The sequence below is a fragment of the Pedobacter sp. TM02 genome (assembly GCF_059705275.1).
Map to the genome: position 1 here is coordinate 2,617,505 of NZ_AP046530.1, position 22,151 is coordinate 2,639,655.

At 42.5% G+C, this 22,151-nt stretch carries 25 protein-coding genes; 17 read left to right on the plus strand and 8 right to left on the minus strand.

Annotated elements, in window-relative coordinates; translation table 11 throughout:
* The first annotated feature begins 41 nt into the window (after positions 1 to 41).
* From AC6H1S_RS11110 to AC6H1S_RS11130, 5 genes are all read left to right on the plus strand, one after another.
* Positions 42 to 680: a hypothetical protein gene (locus AC6H1S_RS11110; RefSeq protein ID WP_497563644.1), complete on the plus strand. Its 639-nt coding sequence runs from the start codon at positions 42 to 44 to the stop codon at positions 678 to 680.
* Between the two features lie 4 nt (positions 681 to 684).
* The gene (locus AC6H1S_RS11115; RefSeq protein WP_497563645.1) at positions 685 to 2,811 is read left to right on the plus strand and encodes a sensor histidine kinase; all 2,127 of its coding nucleotides are present in this window, start codon (positions 685 to 687) and stop codon (positions 2,809 to 2,811) included.
* 12 nt (positions 2,812 to 2,823) lie between these two features.
* Positions 2,824 to 3,903, plus strand: coding sequence for a hybrid sensor histidine kinase/response regulator (locus tag AC6H1S_RS11120; protein WP_330106257.1), 1,080 nt, complete (start codon positions 2,824 to 2,826; stop codon positions 3,901 to 3,903).
* Positions 3,893 to 4,285 (plus strand): response regulator, encoded by a 393-nt coding sequence (locus AC6H1S_RS11125; protein WP_199142024.1) that lies wholly within the window; start codon positions 3,893 to 3,895, stop codon positions 4,283 to 4,285. The genes AC6H1S_RS11120 and AC6H1S_RS11125 overlap by 11 nt, the downstream gene beginning before the upstream one ends.
* 77 nt (positions 4,286 to 4,362) lie before the next feature.
* Positions 4,363 to 4,632: a hypothetical protein gene (locus AC6H1S_RS11130; protein WP_497563646.1), complete on the plus strand. Its 270-nt coding sequence runs from the start codon at positions 4,363 to 4,365 to the stop codon at positions 4,630 to 4,632.
* A 5-nt stretch (positions 4,633 to 4,637) separates the two neighbouring features.
* Here the strand turns inward: AC6H1S_RS11130 and AC6H1S_RS11135 are convergent, their stop codons facing one another.
* Positions 4,638 to 5,162, minus strand: coding sequence for a LytTR family transcriptional regulator DNA-binding domain-containing protein (locus tag AC6H1S_RS11135; RefSeq protein WP_497563647.1), 525 nt, complete (start codon positions 5,160 to 5,162; stop codon positions 4,638 to 4,640).
* 516 nt (positions 5,163 to 5,678) lie between these two features.
* On the opposite strand from AC6H1S_RS11135, the gene AC6H1S_RS11140 reads away from it, so the two are divergent.
* Genes AC6H1S_RS11140 through AC6H1S_RS11150 form a run of 3 tightly spaced genes read left to right on the plus strand, consistent with a single transcriptional unit; the run spans position 5,679 to position 6,875 of the window.
* Positions 5,679 to 6,065 carry a hypothetical protein gene (locus AC6H1S_RS11140; RefSeq protein ID WP_497563648.1) on the plus strand — a complete coding sequence of 129 codons (387 nt, stop codon included), beginning with the start codon at positions 5,679 to 5,681 and terminating at the stop codon, positions 6,063 to 6,065.
* A gap of 11 nt (positions 6,066 to 6,076) precedes the next feature.
* On the plus strand, positions 6,077 to 6,529 hold the full coding sequence (locus tag AC6H1S_RS11145) for a MauE/DoxX family redox-associated membrane protein (RefSeq protein ID WP_199141949.1): 453 nt from the start codon (positions 6,077 to 6,079) through the stop codon (positions 6,527 to 6,529).
* A 43-nt stretch (positions 6,530 to 6,572) separates the two neighbouring features.
* Positions 6,573 to 6,875: a hypothetical protein gene (locus tag AC6H1S_RS11150; RefSeq protein ID WP_199141948.1), complete on the plus strand. Its 303-nt coding sequence runs from the start codon at positions 6,573 to 6,575 to the stop codon at positions 6,873 to 6,875.
* 335 nt (positions 6,876 to 7,210) lie between these two features.
* On the opposite strand, the gene AC6H1S_RS11155 is transcribed toward AC6H1S_RS11150, so the two are convergent.
* Entirely contained in the window at positions 7,211 to 8,194 is a 984-nt protein-coding gene (locus AC6H1S_RS11155) for a potassium channel beta subunit family protein (protein WP_199141947.1), read from the minus strand.
* A gap of 144 nt (positions 8,195 to 8,338) precedes the next feature.
* On the opposite strand from AC6H1S_RS11155, the gene AC6H1S_RS11160 reads away from it, so the two are divergent.
* Positions 8,339 to 9,286 (plus strand): M28 family peptidase, encoded by a 948-nt coding sequence (locus AC6H1S_RS11160; protein WP_199141946.1) that lies wholly within the window; start codon positions 8,339 to 8,341, stop codon positions 9,284 to 9,286.
* 53 nt (positions 9,287 to 9,339) lie between these two features.
* On the opposite strand, the gene AC6H1S_RS11165 is transcribed toward AC6H1S_RS11160, so the two are convergent.
* The 5 genes from AC6H1S_RS11165 to AC6H1S_RS11185 form a co-directional block, all read right to left on the minus strand.
* Positions 9,340 to 9,606 carry a hypothetical protein gene (locus AC6H1S_RS11165; protein ID WP_199141951.1) on the minus strand — a complete coding sequence of 89 codons (267 nt, stop codon included), beginning with the start codon at positions 9,604 to 9,606 and terminating at the stop codon, positions 9,340 to 9,342.
* A gap of 142 nt (positions 9,607 to 9,748) precedes the next feature.
* Complete coding sequence (locus AC6H1S_RS11170; protein WP_497563649.1) at positions 9,749 to 11,377, minus strand: S41 family peptidase; 1,629 nt, start codon at positions 11,375 to 11,377, stop codon at positions 9,749 to 9,751.
* Positions 11,378 to 11,417: 40 nt separating this feature from the next.
* On the minus strand, positions 11,418 to 12,026 hold the full coding sequence (locus tag AC6H1S_RS11175) for an HAD hydrolase-like protein (RefSeq protein WP_497563650.1): 609 nt from the start codon (positions 12,024 to 12,026) through the stop codon (positions 11,418 to 11,420).
* Positions 12,027 to 12,034: 8 nt separating this feature from the next.
* A complete protein-coding gene (locus tag AC6H1S_RS11180) occupies positions 12,035 to 12,514 on the minus strand; it encodes a hypothetical protein (protein ID WP_497563651.1) in 480 nt (159 codons plus the stop codon).
* A 9-nt stretch (positions 12,515 to 12,523) separates the two neighbouring features.
* Positions 12,524 to 13,174: an ABC transporter ATP-binding protein gene (locus AC6H1S_RS11185; RefSeq protein WP_199141752.1), complete on the minus strand. Its 651-nt coding sequence runs from the start codon at positions 13,172 to 13,174 to the stop codon at positions 12,524 to 12,526.
* A gap of 144 nt (positions 13,175 to 13,318) precedes the next feature.
* Between AC6H1S_RS11185 and AC6H1S_RS11190 the strand changes: the two genes are divergently transcribed.
* The 8 genes from AC6H1S_RS11190 to AC6H1S_RS11225 all read left to right on the plus strand — a co-directional run bounded on the left by AC6H1S_RS11190 (position 13,319) and on the right by AC6H1S_RS11225 (position 20,795).
* Entirely contained in the window at positions 13,319 to 13,951 is a 633-nt protein-coding gene (locus AC6H1S_RS11190) for a hypothetical protein (RefSeq protein WP_497563652.1), read from the plus strand.
* Positions 13,952 to 14,063: 112 nt separating this feature from the next.
* On the plus strand, positions 14,064 to 14,360 hold the full coding sequence (locus tag AC6H1S_RS11195; RefSeq protein WP_199141750.1) for a winged helix-turn-helix domain-containing protein: 297 nt from the start codon (positions 14,064 to 14,066) through the stop codon (positions 14,358 to 14,360).
* 43 nt (positions 14,361 to 14,403) lie between these two features.
* Complete coding sequence (locus AC6H1S_RS11200) at positions 14,404 to 14,703, plus strand: hypothetical protein (RefSeq protein ID WP_497563653.1); 300 nt, start codon at positions 14,404 to 14,406, stop codon at positions 14,701 to 14,703.
* Between the two features lie 19 nt (positions 14,704 to 14,722).
* Positions 14,723 to 16,336 (plus strand): DUF4153 domain-containing protein, encoded by a 1,614-nt coding sequence (locus tag AC6H1S_RS11205; protein WP_497563654.1) that lies wholly within the window; start codon positions 14,723 to 14,725, stop codon positions 16,334 to 16,336.
* A 70-nt stretch (positions 16,337 to 16,406) separates the two neighbouring features.
* Positions 16,407 to 17,174 (plus strand): ferritin-like domain-containing protein, encoded by a 768-nt coding sequence (locus AC6H1S_RS11210; protein ID WP_497563655.1) that lies wholly within the window; start codon positions 16,407 to 16,409, stop codon positions 17,172 to 17,174.
* A gap of 120 nt (positions 17,175 to 17,294) precedes the next feature.
* Positions 17,295 to 17,756, plus strand: coding sequence for a hypothetical protein (locus AC6H1S_RS11215; RefSeq protein WP_199141746.1), 462 nt, complete (start codon positions 17,295 to 17,297; stop codon positions 17,754 to 17,756).
* Positions 17,757 to 17,886: 130 nt separating this feature from the next.
* A complete protein-coding gene (gene sucC / locus AC6H1S_RS11220; protein WP_497563656.1) occupies positions 17,887 to 19,077 on the plus strand; it encodes an ADP-forming succinate--CoA ligase subunit beta in 1,191 nt (396 codons plus the stop codon).
* Positions 19,078 to 19,604: 527 nt separating this feature from the next.
* Positions 19,605 to 20,795: a GAF domain-containing sensor histidine kinase gene (locus AC6H1S_RS11225; RefSeq protein ID WP_497563657.1), complete on the plus strand. Its 1,191-nt coding sequence runs from the start codon at positions 19,605 to 19,607 to the stop codon at positions 20,793 to 20,795.
* Here the strand turns inward: AC6H1S_RS11225 and AC6H1S_RS11230 are convergent.
* Entirely contained in the window at positions 20,788 to 22,101 is a 1,314-nt protein-coding gene (locus AC6H1S_RS11230; RefSeq protein ID WP_497563658.1) for an ATP-binding protein, read from the minus strand. The two genes, AC6H1S_RS11225 and AC6H1S_RS11230, sit on opposite strands and share 8 nt — an antisense overlap.
* Between the last annotated feature and the right edge of the window lie 50 nt (positions 22,102 to 22,151).

The following is a 22,151-nucleotide window of genomic DNA, read 5'->3' on the forward strand; positions in this document are numbered from 1 at the left end:
ATTTCAAGGCCTTTAGGGCTGTTGACGACCGCGCAGCGTGCATGAAATTTATTGAAGGACATACCCATGTTCTCGAAATTTTTGGTATTACCCAAATTACCTCGGCAAAAATAGATTGGGTACTTAATCCAGATGTATTTGTGATTTTGGTTACTGCCGAAGAAGGCGGACGGGCCTTGGCCGGTGGACGCATCCATCAAGCCAACCGAAAAAATCCACTTCCCATTGAAGATGCCGTTGGCTACATGGACGAAAGGATTTACCAAATGGTAGAGGAGAGAACAGATGCTGGCACAGGCGAACTTTGTGGCCTTTGGAACTCCTGGGATATTGCCGGGCTTGGCATCGGCAGCATGCACCTGAGCACCGCCTGCGTAGCTTACGCCGACATGATCAAACTGAGCACTTTGTTTGGTTTGTGTGCTCCCGCTACTTACCGTAACTCTATCCGCGGTGGCTTTAGGGTAATCAACGAAATCGGCATCAACGGCAAGTTCTATTATCCCAAAGAAGATTTAACGGCAACTTCTATCTTAATCGATGATGTAAAAAATCTACCTCTGACGCATGAACCAGAAAGAAGCATTGCCATGAACATGCGCGCAAATGCCATAACCAAACAAGAAATACAATCTAAAACCGGCGAAACAATCACCCTGCATTTCGATTTAACCTTATAGGCTTATGAAAAGAACGGTATACCTGTTATTGTTCCTCCTTCTTTCTGTTGGCAATTTCAGGGCAAAGGCCTCAGATGTCGATAAAGGCATTTTACAAAACACTTTCAGCATAGCCTATTACAGAGACGGCACCAACAAAGCCAACCTGAACCAGGTGCTGCGCCAAAAGTTTACTGCAACCGACAAAGATGTACTCAACTACAGCTTGGATACAGCCAGCTACTGGATTAAGTTCAGTCCAAAAACAGCTAGGCAATTTAACGGCCAGCTGCTCTTTATAGACCAGTCGCGTTTGGCACTTGCCGAACTTTACTTGGTACATCATACCGGCGAGACCAAACTGATCAAACCATTCAGCAGCTTTCCATATGCCAACAATGGCGCAACTTTGGGAAAGATATTTCAGTTGCCTCCTCTATTAGAGGCTAACGACGAACTTTTTCTCAGGCTCCGCTCCAATGAAACTTTCCTGGCACCGGTAAGCATCATTGAAGAAGGTGCACTACTGGAAAATTTCTCATTAAGAAACATCATTTTCGGGCTGTACACGGGTATTATGGTGGTTATGTTTGTATACAACTTGTTTCTGTTTATCATTATCAGAGACAAAAGCTACCTCTACTACATTTTTTACATTTTCTTCACCTGGCTAACGCAAATCTCTATACAAGGCTATTTTGCCAAGTATTTTTTTCCCGAAGGAAGCACGGCAAACACCTATTCGGTGGTTCTTTTTTCGAGCATGGCGCTGGTGTTTACCAGTTTGTTCACGCTTTCGTTCCTCAACACCAAGGTATTCTCCAAGCTTTGGCACAGGCTCATCGTCATCTATTTTTATTTAACCTTGCTGAACCTGGTTGTGCTATGTACGTTCGGTATTTATGCAGCCTTTTTATTCATGCAGTTCCTCACTATTTCTGGAACGATTTTGGCCTTGGCCGCTGCAAGTTTTGTATACTTTAAAAAGCATTTCAAGCCAGCGGGATATTATCTTGTGGCGTGGTCGGTACTGCTGGTGGGGGCCATTCTTTTTGTAATGAAAGACTATGGCGCCATTCCTTACAACAACTTTACCATTTACCTGCTGCAGATTTCGTCGGCCATCGAAGTGATGTTGCTTTCTTTCGCCTTGGCCGATAAGATCAACTTCTTTAAAAAGGAAAACGAAGTAGCCCAAGCCCAAGCCCTGAATGCTTCCCTCGAAAACCAAAAGCTTATCAGGGAACAAAACATTGTATTGGAGAAAAAGGTAAAAGAAAGAACGGAAGAGCTCGAAAATGCCAACGATACCTTAAATGTAACCCTTACCAATTTAAAGGATACACAATCGCAACTGGTTGATGCCGAAAAAATGGCCGCATTGGGTCAGTTAACCGCCGGCATTGCGCACGAAATCAATAACCCGATCAACTTTGTTACCTCCAACATCAAGCCTTTAGAGCTCGACATTAACGATTTGAAGGAAATTATTACGAAATACGAAAACATTGACCTCGACAAAGATGTTAAAGATCAAATAGAGGAAATTGAAGCATTCAAAAAACAGATCGATATCGACTTTGTAAATAATGAAATCTCGTCGCTCCTTTCGGGCATTAGCGAAGGCGCCAAACGTACGGCCGAAATCATCCGTAGCCTCCGCAATTTTAGTCGGGTCGACGAAACAGACATGAAGCCTATCGATCTTAACGAGGGCCTTCAGTCTACGCTGGTACTGGTAAGAAACAGCTTGCCAGATAACCTTACGGTAATTAAGGAATATGGCAATTTGCCTAAAGTAGACTGCCTGCCTGGCAAAATCAACCAAGTTTTCATGAATTTGGTGACCAATGCCATACAGGCCATAAAAACCAAAACAGAACAACGAGCAGAAGAATTCTTAACCATCAGAACCTGGTACGAAGATCAGCAGGTAAAGATCAGCATCAAGGATTCGGGCATTGGGATGACAGAAGAAGTAAAACACCGTATCTTTGAACCTTTCTTTACCACCAAAGATATTGGCGAAGGCACAGGCCTTGGTCTTTCTATCGTGTTCAGTATCATTGAGAAACACAAAGGTCACATAGAAGTTATATCCAAACCCGATGAAGGTACAGAATTTATTATTACCTTAAATGTAAATCCATAACCAGCTGCAAAAATGAAGTCTCCGAGTGTAAGAGTTTTATACATTGACGATGAAGAAAATAACTTACAAGCCTTCAAGGCCAGTTTCAGAAGGCAGTACGAGATTTATACTGCTATTTCTGCAGCTGAAGGATTAAAGATACTTCAAAGCGTGGCTGTGCATGTAATCATTGCCGACCAGAAAATGCCCAACACCACTGGAGTTGAGTTTTTCAAGAGCATTACAGATACCTTTCCAGATCCGGTACGCATCCTTTTAACCGGCTATACCGACATTGAGGCTTTGGCCGACGCCATTAACCATGGCGATATTTACAGGTACATCACTAAGCCATGGAACGATCTTGAGTTGCACAACTCGATCAAGAACGCCTACGATGCTTACAAGGCCAAAATTGACCTGCGCAACAAAATGGCAGAACTCGAGAAAACAAACGACGAACTTAACCGTTTTATCTACAGCATTTCGCACGAACTGAGGGCGCCATTGGTTTCGGTAATCGGCATTGTTAACCTGGTAAAAATGGAAGGACTTTACAACTCGAGTGGCGAATACTGGAGCCTGATCGAAACCTGTTCAAACAAGCTAGATTACTATATCCAAAAAACGCTGCAATACTACAAAAACAATAAAACCGTTACCGATATTAACGAGGTCGACTTTAAAAAGTTGATCAAGGAACTGATCGAAGTGTATGCCTATACCGATAAGGATACGCAATTTATCGTTCAGGTAGATCAGCCTGTTAGCTTTCGCGGGGATCTGTTTAGGATAGAAGTCATATTGGGTAACCTGATTTCGAATGCCATTAAATACCAAAGGGCAGCCGAACTCAACAAAAAAGTGAATATTGATGTAGAAGTAACTCCGGAGGCAGTTCAAATTAACATCACCGATAACGGAATGGGCATTTTAAATGAGCATCTCGAAAAGATTTTTACCCAGTTTTTTAAAGGCAAAGTACACCATGGCAGCGGTATGGGCTTATTTATCGTTAAAGAAGCACTCAACAAAATTGACGGCCGGATTTCAGTAAATTCCGATGTCAACCGCGGTACTACATTTAAAATCGTTATTCCAAATGTCAAATAAACCCAAAAGAGTAATGATGATCGATGATAATGAGATTGATTTAAAAATCAATTCCAAGTTGATCAACATTACGAATTTATTTGAAGATATTATCATCTGTAATTCGGCAGAAGCTGGTTTGGAATACCTACGCAAACATTTGCAGGACCAGCAACAGTTGCCAGAATTTATTTTACTGGATATTCAAATGCCCGATATGGATGGCTTTGATTTTTTGGAAGAATTTAAGCGTTTCCCTAAATCTTTTACCGACACCTGCCCGGTAGCCATGCTTTCCTCCACCCTCGATTTTGGTGATATCCAAAAAGCCGAAGCCAACCCCTACGTTATCAAGTTGCTTAAAAAACCGCTTCTGCCAACCGATTTGGAAAAACTCATCTAAACAACCTACGGCTTTTAACCTCGTCAAACCTTTAGCTTTTTGAATTGTTTATATTCAGGTAACTAAAAGTATTTGTTATGGAATACAACGAAAACATAGCTGGTTTAGGCAAAAACCATGATCGGGAAGCAAAACCCCACGATTTGGCCAAAAAGCAAAGCGAGGCAAAGCCAGCTACAGAAAATTTGGACAATCAGCCATACAGCATCAACAAAAAGCAAAGAGACCAATCACATAAAGATATCGAGCAAATCCATCAACAGGCTCATGAGTATGCCAGAGAAGAGCATCAAAAGGCCGATAAATGGGAAGACACTTCAAGTGCAAAAGACCAGCAGCCTAAATAAGATCGTCAGCTGGCCGACAGCCATTTCTTAAATCGCTTTGCGCGATCTTTGCTTACAGTTACCTGGTTTTCATAGTGGATGTGCAGGGTCAGTTCCAATTTGCCAAAAGAAAGGGCCGTAATTTTCTTGATTACTTCTTTGTTTACAATCTGTTTACGGTTCACCTGAAAAAAGTCGGAACTGTTGAGTAAAGCGTTGATTTCCTTTAGAGAAAGACTTAGAATATGGCTTTCTCCATTGCGCATAATCAGCCAGTTAATCTGGCTAATCTGGTCTATAACCGCTATTTGGCCAACCTTGATGGACAACTGTCCTCCCTTGTGGTTAATCAGTATCCTCTTGTCTTTTGACAGCAACTCCTGTTGTTGCAAATAATTCCGTTTAATTGCCCAGGCCTGGTTATTGAAATAAACCAATAAATAAAATCCGTTAATAAGCGCCAAGTAGAGCACTACAATGGGCAATTCAAACATGAAGTACCCCCTATCCACAATATTCTCACCAAAAAACCAAAAATAAAAAGCCGTCATTGCTATAACAAGTAATGTAGGCAATAACAGGCCCAGCAATATTTGCCAGGTTATACGACCTAGGCTATTATTGGCGAGTTTTGGGTGTTTGTCTAAAAAAACAGAGAGCTTGGCTAGGCCTAAAGCCATTCCATAAGATAGAAACAGCGTATAAACCAGTGCAATCCAATAATACTTGTTTTGCAGGCGATGAATCAGAGTATCCCTTGCCCTTATAGAAATAAGAAAGTGAGCGGCATAGGGAACTAAGACCACATAAAACAATAGAGACAAATACCGTTGGCCATTAATTTTGGTTCGCATAGGTATGTTTTTCTTGAAACAGGCAACAGAAATCTAAGGCATTTTTTTCATAAATCAAAAGTTTGGTATAGCTGTAAAATAATCTTTCCCATCTAAACCAACCGCCTCATTGGCAGTTTTCACCGTCTCGTTAAAAAAATGCCCCTACAGTTTGCAAAAGCACATTTTCCGAGTTTAGTTTTGGGTATCGAATTCACCTAACCGATTAACGCCATGAAAAAACTACCCTTTAACGCGGCGTCTATACAGGTCTTGCAAACAGAGCTGTATGCGCTAAAAGACAACCTGCTTGCCATGGAAGCAACTGCAGTGATCACAGACTTCAGGAATTGGATGAAAAGCAAGTTTGAATTCAGCCCTAGCCAGAACAGTTACTTAGAACAGATGGGGTCTGACTTTATCAATTACGCTGCAGGCCGAGTCGGTTTTGCGTTGATTAATCGTTTGCCTATTTATTTTAACAGCCCCGATTTCCAAGGCCAGGAATATGGTGCCGAAAAAATAATCAGGGGTTCTGACAAAACCTACTTCTCGTCAGACAATGTGGCGAAAGGTTCTTTGAGCTTTGATGTGAGCTATAAACTACCAGTACTGTGTTAACCAATCTGAAAATGAGGATTTCATCTACCTATGAAAAACAAATCATCCAATTGGCAGCTTTGGCCTTTATCTTTCTTTGGTGCTATACATTGGCCACAAAACTGATTGATATCCAAAGCTTCAAGTGGTCGTTGTTTAACCAGCCATTGCCACACGCTTTAGCAATTGCCCTTCTTTTTCTGCTGCCAATTTTTGAGCTGGTGGCGGCGATTCTACTGCTTGCTATCCGCACCAGACTGTACGGATTTTACCTATCCTTTTTATTGATGTTGCTGTTTACGGGCTACATCGGATTGGTAATAGCTAAAGTATTCGGCACCATACCTTGTTCTTGCGGTGGCCTGCTCGAAAACACCAGCTGGAACGAACACTTTTACTTTAACCTTTTCTGGTTAATGCTCTCTGTTTTGGCCATTATACTTATAAAGAAAGGAGGTAAGAAAAAACACAACATTTATAGTTGAAACTTCAGTCCCGGCTTATTTATCAATCAAAAACTTAAACACGATGAAAAATTACAAAATCAGTGCATTGGTGTGTATGACCGCACTTGCACTTGCTTTCACGCAAAGCGCTTTTAAAGCACCCAAATCAGCTTATTATGGAAAAGTGATGCATTCTCCAACTACGTGGGACTGGGAGCCCATTGCCAACCTTGAACGGGTTGAAGAAGGCGAACTCGGACCTAATACCTACAAGTGCAGCTATAGCGATGAACAAACCTGCACGGCCATGTTTAACAGTGTTCCTTCTTCAAACGATCCGGAAAGTACTGTTGCAACCCTGGGTATTTTCGAGTTTAATAGATAGCGACCGTACAAGATCTGAACCGAATAGGATCTTGCACACAAATCTTGCATGAGGTTTCATATCGAGAAATGAGGCTTTCGTATAAGATTTATGCGCTTCTATATAAAACATTTAAATAATCCGGCCGATTTAATCAACTTTGAGTGCTAAGTCATTTTACCCCTCATCTAAATTAAATCAGACGCTCTTGTCGGATAATTTATTTGGAACTCGGCCCAAGTTGTGCGCTTGGGCCGGGTTATTTTGTAATCATCCTGAATTTACCCTAGTTAATATCGACAAAAAAAGCCCTGACAGTTAGGCCAGAGCTTATTTGTAATTCTTGGAAAGTATCTCTAGAATGGTGGCAATACAGGCTTAGTACCCATAATTTTCTCAATGTTCTCCATTACCTTGTCGGTTAAAAGAGGCACCACCTCTAACACAGTAAGATTCTCTTTCAATTGCGCAGGTTTAGAAGCACCTAAGATCATGGTACTTACATTTGGATTTTTAAGGCACCAGGCCAAAGCCAATTTAGCCACAGGAAGATTCATCTTCTCGGCAAGTTTTTTAAGGGCTTCAACCTTTTTCAGTTTCTCGGTGGCCATTACCCTATCCTTTAACCATTCCAAGCCGCTAAGTGCTAAACGCGTATCTTTCACATCGCCACTCGAATACTTGCCCGAAAGCAGTCCAGAAGCCAATGGCGACCAAATGGTCGTGCCCAAGCCATGCTCCTTAAACAAGTGAAGGTATTCGTTTTCAAGCTTTTGGCGCTCGAACAAGTTATACTGAGGCTGTTCCATGGTTGGTCCTATCAAATGATATTGCTTAGCTACGCTTATGGCTTCCATAATCTCTGACGCGCTCCATTCTGAAGTACCCCAATAAAGTATTTTGCCTTGTTGCAAAAGCGTATTCATAGCCCACACGGTTTCTTCTATTGGCGTTTGTTTGTCGGGCCTATGGCAGAAATACAAATCGAGGTAATCTACCTGCAGTCTGCTTAAGGCGGCGTTGCAGGCTTCAATTACGTGTTTGCGCGACAGGCCCATCCGGTTTGGGCCTTTGTGTTCGGCGCCAAAAAATACCTTGCTCGATACCACAAAAGATTCGCGGTCCCATTTTTGTGATTTGAGGATTTTACCCATCACGATTTCCGATTTACCTTCGGCATAGCCTTCTGCATTGTCAAAAAAATTGACACCGGCATCATAGGCAATCCCCATCAGTTCGTCGGCGGTTTTGTCGCTGATCTGGTTGCCAAAAGTTAGCCAGCTTCCAAAAGAAAGCGCACTTACCTGCAAACCCGATTTTCCTAAACGTCTATATTCCATATGCTGTTTTTAATGTTGAATTAATACTCCAAATTAAGATTAATCTTACAACATCGATGCCCCAAATTAAGTTTTTACAAAACTCAAACGCATATTTTGTCCCACAATATCTTTACCTTTAGTCTTCAAACAAAACCAAAATCAATGAAAAGGATATTCCTGCTTCCATTAGCCTTATTAATGAGCTGTGGCTCAGTTAAAACGCAACAAGGGAATGATAAAACAAGTAAGCAACTGCTAAAAGACGTAGAAGTGCTTTCTTCTGATGCCTACGAAGGCCGCAAAACCGGAACCAAGGGCGCCGAAATGGCCAGAACCTATATAACCGGCCGTTTGAAGGAAATCGGGCTTAAGCCTTATCCTGGCCAAGGCAGCTACGAACAAGCTTTCGAAATTAAAGGCCGCAATGGAGGAACAGCCATACAAGGCAAAAACCTGATTGCCTATATTCCGGGCAAAACCGATAACGTAATTGTAATTTCGGCTCATTACGACCATGTAGGCGTCATCAAAAACGAAATCTACAACGGTGCCGATGATAATGCCTCGGGAGTTGCCGGACTTTTGCAGTTTGCCAAATACTTTTCCAAAAACAAACCTAACAACACACTTATTTTTGCCGTTTTCGATGGTGAGGAAATGGGGCTTCAGGGTGCAAAGGCTTTTGTAGCTAACCCGCCGGTAGCACTCGAAAAAATAAAGCTCAACATCAATATGGATATGATCAGCCATAACGACAAGCAAGAACTTTATGCCACAGGTACTTTCAAGTATCCGCAGCTTAAGCCCTTCTTGATTTCAAGCAATCCAAACCTTAAATTACTTCTGGGCCATGACGACCCTAAACTGGGTCACGACGATTGGACAAACCAAAGCGATCAAGGTGCTTTTAATGCCAAGAATATTCCGTTTATCTACTTTGGCGTAGAAGACCATAAAGACTACCATAAGGCCACAGACGAGTACCAGAACATCAACAAACAATTCTTTATCGATGCAGCCAATACCATACAGGAAGTGATCGTCAACATTGATAAGCAAAGAGACATCCAGGCCATTTTTAGGGAAACCCTTCAAATGAAAAAGCAATAAGATCATTTAACCAGACAAAAAAGCCCGTTTCAGAAATGAAACGGGCTTTTTCTTTAAAAGTCGATATCGATTATCGATTTAATCGGAATGTGGATGTTGTTTTTAAGCTGGATATATTTTTCGGTAACAGACCATACCGTTGTATTTACTCTTTTGGGTCCATCAACCGTATTGAATTCGATGGTTGCTTTCGCCTTAAATTCGTTGCCTAACCGTTGTGCAGCCGTTAGCCTGTTGGTCAATTCTTCAGAAAGTGCAGTTTGGGCAGGTACGATTTTGGCTACATCAATTGTTTCCTTTTCTATCAATTCGCTAGTCATAGTGTATTCGTGTTTTGTGTATAACAAGCTTAATTATTTTTTGCTAATTAGGCAAAAAAACCGACACGAATTTTTATAAACCAAATGTAAAATAAAAGTTAGTAACAAATGAAAAAGGCCGCTATTCGCGGCCTTTTTAAGGTTATTTCTTTAAGGTATGCTTGGTTTCTATCATCCCCACAAACTCATTTCCATCAACCAAAGGCCTCATCGGACTTAGGCTCTGGGCAGTTACTTTTTGTCCTTGGATAGACATCGAGATATTTGCCTTTGCCGTAACGGGCACACTAGGTGCAATGGAATTCAGCGCCTTGGCCAGGTAATTTTCTTTTGGATCGCCAAAATTGCGCAATGGATCATCATAGCTATCTACAATATCTGGTGTAAAGCCATCAAAGTAATCGCCTTGACCCAACGAATTCTTGCTTTGGAACAAAGAAAAATAAACATCGTACCTGTTTTCAATGGTTACGGGGAAAAAGCCCACCGGTTTGCCATAGGTTTTAGTGCCTACCAAAGTTACGGTCATGTAAGGTTTAAGCGAGTTGATCACCAATTCGCTGGCAGAAGCCGTATTGCCAGAAACGATAAAAACTATGTTTTTCACATTTTGCAAGGGTCCTGTTTTGTTGAATTTTTCGGTATTGGCGGCTACGGTATACGATACATTGGCATAGGTAACAATCTTACCGTTTTGGTATTGTACTTTTCCATTGCCATCAAGCAGGGGTTGATTAGATAAAATCGTTGCCTGTCCACTCTGCATCAAACTGTTGTAATACTCGGCAAACATCATTTGTCCGTTTGCACTCGAAGGCGCAATCTGATCAATCAGGTATTGGGCAGTATTTACATAGCCACCCCCATTGTACCTCAAATCAACAATCAAATCGGTTACGCCACTGGCATTGAAATTGCTGAATGCCGCATCGAAAGCAGCCTGAGAGTTAGCCATGCTCGAAAAACGGGCATAAGCCAGATACCCCACTTTTTTGCTACCAGCAGTAAATACTTTTGTGGCATAAATCGGACTGCTTTTATAAACAGCCTTGGTTAAAGAAACCGTAAATGCAGCGCCAGGTGCGCCATCTACATATTTAGTGCCTTCTAAGGTAATCGTAGTTCCGTTAAATGCGGTATTGATAAAATCTACATCAGAGGCAAAACTTGAACCGATAGAACGGCCATTGATTTTGGTCACACGGTCGCTTCTTACCATTCCCGCTTTATCAGCTGGCGAATTTTGGTAAACAGCGGTAATGAATAGCGCAAAAGCATCCGTTGACGAGCTGGTGCCATAAGCGCCTAATTTTACGCCCAGGTCGTTGCCATTGCCTTCCAAATCGACCGAGCTTTTCTCGGTTTGTACGAAGGCGGTAGGATTTTTGGTGGTGATATCCTGAATATAAGAATACTTAGAAGAACCAGAACTAGAGCTAGCTTCATAAGGCTTTCCGGTACTCGGATTAATTTTAAGCTGCGTAATGGCATACAGCTCGCTATTATAATTAGCTAAATCTGAAGAGCCCGAAGTATATTTGCGCGGATTGAACACCTCGTAAGTAGGCAGGGCATCGTTCCATAAATAGATCTGTTTGGCATAAAGAAAAATAGAGTCACGCGTTAGGTCTGCCCTCGAAACGCTTGGTGTTACTGGGGGCTGTTCAGGGGGCGTAACAGGCGTTGGTGTAGGCGTTACCTTGGTTTTCTTGCAAGAAGATGCAAATACCACGGCAAACAAAGCCAAAATGAAGAGTGGTTTGAATTTCATTTTAAATAAGTTAATCAAGTACTAATTAACGGATTTTTTTTTACAATAGTTTTGTTACATCAAAATATTCTATGCCGAGAACTACCGCAAACTGTTCATCTCTTTCGTTTGCACCTATGATTGCCATATCATCTATAGACAGCCCGTTTTGCTCGCTCAGGAAATCGATACTCGCCGTCGATGGTTTGGGCTCAAATTCTGCCGTAAAATATACTTTAAGGTATTGTTCCAAACCATTCCACTCTAGCTGCTTGATTTTATTGATTTCTTCGGCAGGATTGCCGTCGGCCAAAATGAAAATCTGTTTTCTTTCTACCACAATCTCCTGCATCAAGGCCAAAACCTGTTTATAAAGCAGCAACTTTAAGGGAAGCCTCGCGTTTTCGTGCAGAAGATCAAAATTATGCCTGTATTTGCTATCAATGGCAAATTGCTTAGCCGTTTTATCGAAAATAGCCTCGGCACCGCTGGTTAGGTATTCGTTTTGCATGAAAGCTATCATTGCTCCAGAATCAAGCTGTTCGGTATAGGCCATAAATTCTGAAAACAGGTAATAAACCTGCAAGAGGTAGTCTTTTTTGGGATAAAGTACATCGTCGAGGCCAAAAACAAAAGCCTTTTTGTGTTTGAGGAGAGTTTCAAATGCCATAACCTGAATTAAATGGTAATTAATGAGTGTTGACCGTTGACCCAGGCAAAAGCCCCGTTTAGGTTGTCTTGTGGCGTTTGCCAAACCACGTTGTCGCTAGAGGCATATAAAAGCTTACCAGAGTCGTAAACCGCCCAATCGTTTAATTTCGGTGTTTGGTTTGCACTAAAGTAAAGTGGCAGCGCTTGGTCATCGGGCAACAAGATGTGTATGCCAAATTCGCCAAACAGTACTTTGGCTTTTGCAAGCGCAGCGACTTCAAAGCTATACAGGGGCAAAACCGTAGTTATACCCTCGTCTAAGCAAATATTCAGGATGTTGTGCGCAACAATTTCTTCGTTTTTTTTGCCCAGGCTGATCATTTGATAAGCCGCTGATCTGAGCATCGGCACCGTTCCGTAATCGGCCAATACTGCTTCCTTATTTTCAAAGGCCTTGAGCAGTTTCAATGCGGCAATGGCCGTGCCGCCGGTAATTAATAATTTCAAATTCTAATGTTAAATAATGAAACCATCTTTCATGGTCACTACCCTGTCACTAATTTGAGCCAGGTCTTCGTTATGGGTTACAATGACAAAAGTCTGCCTAAAATTGTCGCGCAGATTGATAAATAATTGATGCAGCGCATTGGCATTTACCGAATCGAGATTGCCCGAAGGCTCATCGGCCAACACAATGGCAGGATTATTAATCAGTGCCCTAGCCACGGCAATGCGCTGCTGCTCGCCCCCCGAGAGTTCGTTAGGTTTATGATCGGCCCTTCCGTTGAGGCCGAACAGCTCCAGCAGTTCGTGCGCCCTCCTTTCGGCTTCTTTCTTGCTTTTTTTTGCGATAAAGGCAGGAATACAGATGTTTTCCAATGCCGTAAATTCGGGCAGCAGGTGATGAAACTGAAACACAAATCCGATGTTTTTGTTCCTGAACACGCTGAGCAGATCGCCGGAAAGCTCGTTTATTTTGGTGCCTTTCAGCTCAACCGTACCTTCGTCGGGCTTGTCTAAGCTGCCCAAAATATGCAACAAGGTGCTTTTGCCAGCACCTGAAGCGCCTATGATACTTACAATTTCACCTTGGGCCACTTCAAAATCCACTCCTTTTAAAATGGGAAGGCTTCCGTAGGCTTTCTTTATTCCTGTCGCTTTTAGCATGCGACAAAGTTAGTTATTTTATAAATTAGGAACAGGCTATTTTGAATTTGCCAGCTGCCACAACAATTGCCTTTCTCCTTTTTTCGAAAAAAACTTGCAGGTTTGATTTTTCTATTTAACTTTGAAAAACAAAGTACTTTTAGCATGAGCAACCAAGAGGAACAACTGAATGCCCTAAGCGATATTAGAAAATTGATGGACCGCTCTTCCCGGTTTATTTCGCTAAGTGGCTTATCTGGCGTATTTGCAGGCTTAACGGCCTTGGGAGGCGCTTTTTTCGCATACAGGGAACTCGAAGCCTACGCCACTGGCGCTTATGGTTATGGCGTTGATGCGGATATAGCCATCGAATTCAACTTGTTGAAATTGGGCCTGCTGGTGTTGGTTATAGCCCTCATGGGAGGATTTCTGTTCACCTACAGGCAAAGCAAAAAGAAAAAACTTCCTATTTGGGACAGAACCACCAGAATGCTGGTGATTAACCTGGCCATTCCGCTGGTTGCCGGTGGCCTGTTCATTCTTGCCCTGCTGTTTCAATACGCCAACAGCGTTGGCCTTATTGCCCCGCTCTGCTTGTTGTTTTATGGACTGGCGCTGATCAATGCCAGCAAGTACACCTATTCGGATATTCGCGTTTTGGGCATTTGCCAAGTGGTCTTGGGCCTTATCGCTACATTCTATATTGGCTACGGCCTTTATTTCTGGGCCATTGGCTTTGGCGCATTGCATATTATTTACGGCACTATCATGTACCTTAAATACGAAAGAGCCCAATAACCCGTTGAACAGATTTTTAGCTCATGAAACCATCCTATTTTCAAGATCGCGCAACGGAATGAATGGTTAAATCAGGAAGGCTTCACCGCCACTGAAAACAAAAATTGAAGAGATGAAAAACCCGATAGAGGCTTTAAACAAAATATTCGACAGCAGGATCAGGCTTGGCGTAATGTCGGTATTGACGGTGAACGAGCGCGTCAGCTTTAACGAACTGAAACAGCTGCTTGAGCTAACCGACGGCAACCTGGCCTCACACCTGCAGACCTTGGAACAGGCAGCATATATCAAGGTACAAAAAGCCTTTATCGGCCGAAAAACCAATACGACCTACATGATTACAGATTTGGGCAAGCAGCATTTCAAGGCGCATTTAGATGCCTTGGAAAAAATGATCAAAGGAATTTAATTTTTTTTGAACTTTAACTTTGAATTACAAAGCACTTTTAAAAATGAAACCACCAAACCAAAACTTCGCAGCCGAGACCGGCAAACAGACGGCCAAATATTCGGCCATTATCGGAATAGGCATTTTCCTGCTCTTTTGCATTAGCCGTTTCGAGGCATTGATGCCCATCGGCTTATTCTATCTGGTTGTTGCCGCCATTGTGAATGGCATTATCCTGCTGACGCTATTTATCGAATTGCTAATCAATGCCAAAGACCGAAAGCAGCTGCTCATTTCGATGGGCATTATGCTCCTTAACATTCCGCTCTCGCTAACCTGCGCAACCCTTGCGCTTAATCTTTAAACTTCAATATCCTATTCAAATGGAACAAAAATTAGATTTCAAACTGCTCGCCATTGTTGCTGGCGGACTGCTTTTTACCTTTCTTTTCTGGATGGAAAAAATGGCGCTCAACCTCCTCCTCTACTCGGTATTCAGCGGCATCGCATTGCTGCTCGACAAAGGAATTCCTAAAAGCCGCAAGCTGTTTACCTTGGGCGCTTTGCACTTGTTGGCCGGTATTTTGGTGGTTTATAACCAGTCGGTCCTTACCGTATTTACCTGGTATATCAGTTTGGCCGTGTTTGTGGGCTTTGCCCATGCACAATTGATCAGGAGTGTTTTTACCGCCATTATTTCCTTCCTGATGCAACTGTTTACCTCGCCATTCAACCTCATCCAGCGGCTGATTAATATCCGTATCGGCAATTTTTCGCTTAAACCCTTGGCCAAACCTGTTAAGTATGTAGTGTTGCCCATCCTGGTGCTTTTGCTGTTCACGGCCTTGTACAGCAATGCAAACGAGGTTTTTGCCCAATACCTGAACCAGTTTACCAATGGCCTATCCGTATTCTTTACCAACACTTACAATTTCTTCTTTGCAGACCTCAGCATTGAACGTGTCATCCACCTCATCATCGGCCTCTTGTTTACGGCGGCTATTTTGCTTGGTTTGAAGGGAAATGGCTTTGAGGCGCTCGAACTCAAGTGCAAGGAGCAGCTGGTACGTAACCGCAAACGCAACAAAAACACTTTTGCTCATGAGTTAGCCGATCTTTTCCTGGGCAGCTTCATCAAGAGCAAACTTGCACTTAAAACAGAAAACATCATTGGCATACTTTGCTTTGCCATGCTTAATCTTTTGTTGCTGTTTTTGAATCTGATAGACCTAGGCACCCTTTGGCTAAATGCCCAAAACGCAAGCGCGGCGCATTATGCCTCAGAACTACATGACGGCACGAACATATTGATTTTCAGCATTGTGTTGGCCATGATCGTTATCCTCTATTTCTTTAATGGCAACCTTAACTTTTACCGCAAAAACAAAACGCTTAAGTTATTGGCCTTCATTTGGATTGTACAAAATACATTCCTGGTGCTTTCTGTCGGCTTGAGAGATTATAACTATGTGCTCATGTACGGACTTACCTATAAACGGATTGGTGTAGCCGTTTTCCTGATGCTCTGTACGGTTGGGTTGGTTACGGTGTATTTAAAAGTAGCGCAACGAAAAACCTTCTTTTTCCTTTACAAGGTAAACGGCATGGTTTGGTATGCGCTGTTGTTTGTCTGCTGTTTTGCAAACTGGGATGTCTTTATTGTGGAATATAACCTAAAAAACCAAAAGGCTTCCGCTATAGACGTTGACCATTTGACCGATCTTTCAGACAAAACGCTTCCTCTGCTCGACCAAAACCGAAAACTGCTGTACAGCGCCTTAAAGGATTCTGAGTTTTGGCCATTTGCCATCGATACGGCTGTAAACAATCCGGCCCAAACCACACAAACCGAAAAACTGACCGAACAGCAACAAGCAGAACTGGCCTTTAACAAGCGATTAGACCGGAGGATTGCTGATTTCAAAGCGCGCTACAACCGTACAACCTGGTTATCGTGGAACTATCGCGACTGGCAAACACACCAATATTTTCATTAAAATATTTTAGCTAAATCGATACGCGCTACCTCAAATTAACGCTCTCTTTTCCTGACCTAAAACCTAAACCATGAAAACTTCTCGTTATTGGAAAGATTATTTTGACCAGAACCTCAAGAAAGAACGGATCGACTGGTCCATCAGCCCTACGTTAACCCTTACCGAAAAACAGGAAATACTGGCCTCGCTACAGGCTTGGCAACTGGGCGAAACCTCTGAAGGCACCAACCTGATCAACGCGGCCACCAAACATGCCAAAAAACTAAACGATGCACATTATACGGATGCCATCAAATTGTTTATCAAAGAAGAACAAAAACATGGCGAAAACCTGGGCAAATACCTCGACCGCATCGGCGAACCCAGAATTAAAAAAGATTGGGGCGATAGCCTGTTCAGAAAAGTACGAGGACTTCAGACGGATATGGAATTCTGGACCATTGCCGTAATCACCGTAGAAAGCACTGCTCAGGTTTTTTACCAATGCTTAAAGGATGCCACCTCCTGTAAGCTGCTGAAGCAAATCTGCACCGATATCCTCATAGACGAAGCGGCCCACATCGACTTTCAGCTGGAACGCCTTTGCCTGATTTATCAGCACAAAACCAAGCTGGCCCGAGGAATTTCCTATATTTTTTACACCGGCTTTTACTATGGCACCATCTTAACCGTTTGGTTTGCCCACCAAAGGCTGTTTAGGGCCGGGCATGTACGCTTTGCCGGTTATTGGAAAAAAATGCAATCCAAATTCGGCAAGACCATTAAAAAACTGAACGCTAAGCCTTCATCCGTAAACCATAGCACAAGTCAACAGGCAAAGGCATCATGGCAAGCTTGATTATTTTGGCACTGATTATCTTTGCTTTAGTATAATCTGAAGTAAATTGGCATTATATATTTTATCAACTAGGATACAGCAGGAATCCGTTCACCTGTAGCAAAACACCAACTCATCATCATGGGCATTGAAGTTTATTTTATCCTGTTCTTTTTGGCCTTGGGCCTAAGCCTGTTTTGGAGCCTGGTTTTCAGGTCTGCCAAAAACACTGTTAAAAAAAGAATAATCATCGTGTTGCTTACCTTAGCAAGTGCACCAGCTGTTTATTTAGGGCTAGCGATGTTGCTCATTGCCGGGATGACCTACCATCCCAATCGCGACTTCGACCAGGAACGATGGAAAAGCGAGCCCGATAAGAGATACGAGCTTACGAAAAACCTCATCAACAGCCAAGTTCTTATCGGAAAAAACAAGTCAGAAGTCATCGCTATACTGGGCAAGGAAAGCAGCAATAAAGCCGACGAAGACCTTTGGCATTACGACATAGGGTTTGTAGCGAGCATTGGCAACATAGACCCGGATATCTTGGAGATAAAATTCAAAAATGGCAGGGTTATTTCGGCAAGACAAATTTCAACTTGACAAGCCTTATTTCTGCCTAACTAGGCATTTTGTAATTTCTCGAGCACAAAAGCAACAATTATTAAAAAATCAGGCGGTTGCTATTGGCATAAAGCTTTTGAAATTGTAGATTTGGGCAAATTTTTGAGCAATGAATATCCACGAATATCAAGGTAAACAAATTCTAAAAAGTTTTGGCGTTGCCATCCAAGAAGGCATCGTTGCCGATACAGTTGACCAAGCTGTTGAAGCCGCCAAAAAAATGAAAACCGACTATAACTCTGACTGGGTTGTAATTAAAGCCCAAATCCATGCAGGTGGCAGAGGCAAAGGCGGTGGCGTAAAGCTGGCCAAAAACCTAGACGAGGTTAAACAAAGAGCAACCGATATTTTGGGTATGCAACTGGTAACCCCTCAAACAGGCCCCGAAGGCAAGAAAGTAAACAAAGTATTGGTAGCGCAAGACGTATACTATCCAGGTCCGTCTGAAACCAGCGAGTTTTACATGAGCGTTTTGTTGAACCGTGCCAATGGAACTAACATTATCATGTACAGTACCGAAGGCGGTATGGATATCGAAGAAGTGGCCGAACACACGCCGCACTTGATCTTCAAAGAAGAAATTGACCCTAAAGTTGGCCTGCAAGCCTTTCAGGCGCGCAAAATCGCCTTCAACCTGGGCTTAAGCGGTGCCGCGCACAAAGAAATGGTTAAATTCGTTGCCGCATTGTACAAAGCTTACGATCAAACCGACTCTGCCATGTTCGAAATCAACCCGGTTCTAAAAACCAGCGACGATAAAATCATTGCAGTGGATGCTAAAGTAAATCTAGACGAGAACGCTTTGTTCCGTCACCCAGACTACGCCGCTATGCGCGATAAAACCGAAGAAGATCCTACAGAAGTTGAGGCCAGCGAAAGCAACCTGAACTATGTAAAGCTTGACGGTAACGTGGGCTGTATGGTAAATGGCGCTGGTTTGGCCATGGCAACCATGGATATCATTAAAATTGCCGGCGGCGAGCCTGCCAACTTCTTAGACGTAGGCGGTACGGCCAATGCGCAAACCGTAAAGGCCGCTTTCAACATCATCTTGAAAGATCCAAACGTAAAAGCCATCCTAATCAATATTTTTGGAGGTATTGTACGTTGCGACAGGGTTGCTCAAGGCGTAATTGATGCTTATAAAGAAATCGGCAATGTACCAGTTCCAATCATCTGCCGTTTACAAGGCACCAATGCCGAAGAAGCGAAGAAACTGATCGACGATTCGGGATTGAAAGTTTACTCAGCCATTGCTTTAAAAGAAGCAGCAGACTTGGTAAGCAAAGTATTAGCTTAATAAAACATAAAGATTAAGGATAGGCTTCAACATCTAGCCTTAAAATAAAAGACCAGCCGAGTAATCGAGCTGGTCTTTTTGGTTATAGTTGTTAGGTTAGTTAAGTTTCTAGGCTAAAAAATCATTTTTTTAATGAAAAAGCTCTGGTCATCCAACCAGAGCTTTAATCAAACCAAATATAAATGTACTTTTTTGTATGAACACCACAAATATAAAATAAATATTGTAAAAAAATCATAAAAAATATTTTTTCGCATGTTTTTTTATTGAAAAATCATTAAATAAATAAATCAAAAACAAAAAAATATAAAAATTAAACAATAAAACTCACTAAAAACAAATCAAAAACACAACAAATCAAAAAAAAACATAATAAATTTAAAATAAAATCAAAAAAATCATAATAAAAGCCAAAAAATGATCAAAAATTCAAATTTAAATTCAAAAAAGCCTACTAAAACATAAACACCTAAAAACAAATCCATTTTTTATCTTTGTAAAGAACTGATACCTGCAATGTAGGCTCTATGAAAAACACCCCATCAGCTGCCATTCCGACGAACGAACATCTTCGCCTTCAAAAGCTTCACGACTATAGCATTGTACAAACCCCGCCCGAAAATCCATTCGACAGGATTACCCATTTAGCAGCACAGCTACTAGAGGTGCCAATGGCGCAACTTTGCTTTATAGACCACGATAGCGTTTTTATCAAAAGCAATGTAGGTCCGCTCGGAACAGACGGTATCGCACGCGAAGGAAGCCTGGCTGCCCTGGCCATTTCAACCAACGAATTGACCTTATTTAATCAAGCGTCAACAACACAAGCAATATTCGATCATCCCTTTTTAGCGGCAAACCAAATTGCTTTTTATGTAGCTGTGCCTTTGCTCAGTCCCGAAGGCCTTGCCGTTGGTACCTTGAGCGTATTCGATGAAAAGCCTAAGGAAATCGCAACACAAAAATTGGAAATGCTGCAATCGCTGGCCGCCTTAGTGATCGATGTGCTGGAAATGCGCCTAAGTTCCAGACTGGTCGCCTCTGTACAAACCGAGTTGACCAACAAACTGGCACACGACCTCAAAAATCCAAATACCACCATTTCGTTGGCCACAGAAATCATCAAAAAGAAAATAGACGATGCCGATATCGTTAATAATTTTGCCGACAGGATCAAAACAGCCACCGGCAGCATCTTGGCCAAGATAGATCAAGCCATGGAAGTTTCGCAGCTAGAAAACAGTAACTTCAGGCTCAACATGCAGGAGGTAAACCTACATGACTTACTGGAACTTGTGATACGTGATTTTGAGCTAAGGATACAACAAAAACACCTGAGCGTGCAACTGAGCAACACCACTAACGCCCTTGTAATTGGAGATGCCAAGAGGCTTCACGATGCCTTTGCCCAATTACTGAGCAATGCCATTAAGTACAGTTACCCGCATACTAAAATCTACATCGAACTGAGCAAGGCCGACGAAAACCTGATGATTGTTTTTAAAGATGAAGGCCAGGGCCTGAGTGAAGCTGATATGCACAAACTGTTTATCAAGTTCGCAAAACTGAGCGCTGTTCCAACCCACAAGGAATACAGCCATGGTGTTGGCCTTTCTATCGCAAGAACATTAATTGAATTGCACAAGGGCAAGATATGGGCCGCCAGTGAAGGAAAAGACACAGGAGCCAGCTTTTATGTAACCCTGCCCCTTAATTAGCGCTTAAGGCGAAACTAAGCGTAAAAACAGAGCCTTTATGGCCATTAGGCTCGAATGCAATGGTGCCACCCTGCAAATCGGTAAATTCCTTGCACAGCAACAAGCCTAGGCCCACCCCTTTTTCCTTATTGGTGCCGTAAGTTGACGAAGCCTTAAGCTGAAACAGCTTATGCTGTCGTTCCTTACTGATACCCAATCCGTTATCTCGAACCTCTATACAGCCAACATTGGCTATTCGTTTTGCGCTTACCATAACCTGACCTCCTTTTTCGGTAAATTTAATGGCATTGCTCACCAGGTTGCGCACCACGAGTTGAAACATGTGGTAGTCGGCAATAATGTGCAGGTTGTCTTCACTAACAATTTCAAGCCTCACTCCTTTCCGCTGCGAAATGCTCTTTTCGATATTCAGGCCGCTCATCAGCGCATCTTTTACATTCACAGGCGCCAAATCGACTCTCGAGCCAGCCATCTGTGCTTTAGACCAAGAAAGCACGTTGGTAACCATAGCAGAAGTATCTCTTGTAACCTGAAGCAGCTGCTTTTTGATTTGGGCACGTTCCTCTACGCCCAAATCGCTTCCGTCTAATAGCTCCAGATAACTTTGTATGGAGTTGAGCGGCATCCTGATATCATGCGTCACTACCGAAAACAACTTGTCTTTTTCAGAATTGATCCTTTCCAGCTCCAGCTTCTGCTGTTCGATGGCTTTGTTCTTTTCATCGACAGAAAAACGCTCGGCATCGTAATTTTTCCTGATGTAGCTAATGGCAAAATAGGTTAAAATAACCACGACGAAATAGGTCACCCCAAAATCGATTACCTTGCTCAGGCGACCGATGTATACGTCTGGCGCCGCATTTGGATAAAAATACTCAACGGTCAAAATGACAAATACCAGCAAGATGTTGATCGGAATCCAAATCTTAAAGTGTGTTTTGGGGATTACCGCAATAACCATCAGAAAAACCAGGCTGAACAGCAACAGGTTAGGCCCGTAAACGCCCGAATTATAGAAATAGTTGATGGCAAAAGCCAGATTGCAGACGATGCAGAACACTTTGATGCCCAGAGACGATTTCCGCCTAAAGCGAGAGAGGTAATACATGTAGGCCGAAAAGACTACGCCAAAGATGCAAAGACCTGCCGGAACCGCCAAGCCGATAAAAAAATTGAACGGCACCTCAAAGCACATGGTAATGAAGGCAATGATGCATACGGTATTGAATATCCTCTCTTCTAAAGAAAACAATTCAGGTGTACCGATAAGTCGACTGCCATCTAACTTTTTACCGAGAATCTGCAAAACTTAATAAGGATTTAGCGGAAAGCAAACTTAAACATATTTCGCCACAA

Excerpts from the sequence above, each read along its gene's own strand:
- AC6H1S_RS11110 (WP_497563644.1), top strand. The coding sequence starts at position 42 with ATGAAATTTATTGAAGGACATACCCATGTTCTCGAAATTTTTGGTATT.
- AC6H1S_RS11115 (WP_497563645.1), top strand. The coding sequence starts at position 685 with ATGAAAAGAACGGTATACCTGTTATTGTTCCTCCTTCTTTCTGTTGGC.
- AC6H1S_RS11120 (WP_330106257.1), top strand. The coding sequence starts at position 2,824 with ATGAAGTCTCCGAGTGTAAGAGTTTTATACATTGACGATGAAGAAAAT.
- AC6H1S_RS11125 (WP_199142024.1), top strand. The coding sequence starts at position 3,893 with ATGTCAAATAAACCCAAAAGAGTAATGATGATCGATGATAATGAGATT.
- AC6H1S_RS11130 (WP_497563646.1), top strand. The coding sequence starts at position 4,363 with ATGGAATACAACGAAAACATAGCTGGTTTAGGCAAAAACCATGATCGG.
- AC6H1S_RS11135 (WP_497563647.1), bottom strand. The coding sequence starts at position 5,162 with ATGACGGCTTTTTATTTTTGGTTTTTTGGTGAGAATATTGTGGATAGG.
- AC6H1S_RS11140 (WP_497563648.1), top strand. The coding sequence starts at position 5,679 with ATGAAAAAACTACCCTTTAACGCGGCGTCTATACAGGTCTTGCAAACA.
- AC6H1S_RS11145 (WP_199141949.1), top strand. The coding sequence starts at position 6,077 with ATGAGGATTTCATCTACCTATGAAAAACAAATCATCCAATTGGCAGCT.
- AC6H1S_RS11150 (WP_199141948.1), top strand. The coding sequence starts at position 6,573 with ATGAAAAATTACAAAATCAGTGCATTGGTGTGTATGACCGCACTTGCA.
- AC6H1S_RS11155 (WP_199141947.1), bottom strand. The coding sequence starts at position 8,194 with ATGGAATATAGACGTTTAGGAAAATCGGGTTTGCAGGTAAGTGCGCTT.
- AC6H1S_RS11160 (WP_199141946.1), top strand. The coding sequence starts at position 8,339 with ATGAAAAGGATATTCCTGCTTCCATTAGCCTTATTAATGAGCTGTGGC.
- AC6H1S_RS11165 (WP_199141951.1), bottom strand. The coding sequence starts at position 9,606 with ATGACTAGCGAATTGATAGAAAAGGAAACAATTGATGTAGCCAAAATC.
- AC6H1S_RS11170 (WP_497563649.1), bottom strand. The coding sequence starts at position 11,377 with ATGAAATTCAAACCACTCTTCATTTTGGCTTTGTTTGCCGTGGTATTT.
- AC6H1S_RS11175 (WP_497563650.1), bottom strand. The coding sequence starts at position 12,026 with ATGGCATTTGAAACTCTCCTCAAACACAAAAAGGCTTTTGTTTTTGGC.
- AC6H1S_RS11185 (WP_199141752.1), bottom strand. The coding sequence starts at position 13,174 with ATGCTAAAAGCGACAGGAATAAAGAAAGCCTACGGAAGCCTTCCCATT.
- AC6H1S_RS11190 (WP_497563652.1), top strand. The coding sequence starts at position 13,319 with ATGAGCAACCAAGAGGAACAACTGAATGCCCTAAGCGATATTAGAAAA.
- AC6H1S_RS11195 (WP_199141750.1), top strand. The coding sequence starts at position 14,064 with ATGAAAAACCCGATAGAGGCTTTAAACAAAATATTCGACAGCAGGATC.
- AC6H1S_RS11200 (WP_497563653.1), top strand. The coding sequence starts at position 14,404 with ATGAAACCACCAAACCAAAACTTCGCAGCCGAGACCGGCAAACAGACG.
- AC6H1S_RS11205 (WP_497563654.1), top strand. The coding sequence starts at position 14,723 with ATGGAACAAAAATTAGATTTCAAACTGCTCGCCATTGTTGCTGGCGGA.
- AC6H1S_RS11210 (WP_497563655.1), top strand. The coding sequence starts at position 16,407 with ATGAAAACTTCTCGTTATTGGAAAGATTATTTTGACCAGAACCTCAAG.
- AC6H1S_RS11215 (WP_199141746.1), top strand. The coding sequence starts at position 17,295 with ATGGGCATTGAAGTTTATTTTATCCTGTTCTTTTTGGCCTTGGGCCTA.
- sucC (WP_497563656.1), top strand. The coding sequence starts at position 17,887 with ATGAATATCCACGAATATCAAGGTAAACAAATTCTAAAAAGTTTTGGC.
- AC6H1S_RS11225 (WP_497563657.1), top strand. The coding sequence starts at position 19,605 with ATGAAAAACACCCCATCAGCTGCCATTCCGACGAACGAACATCTTCGC.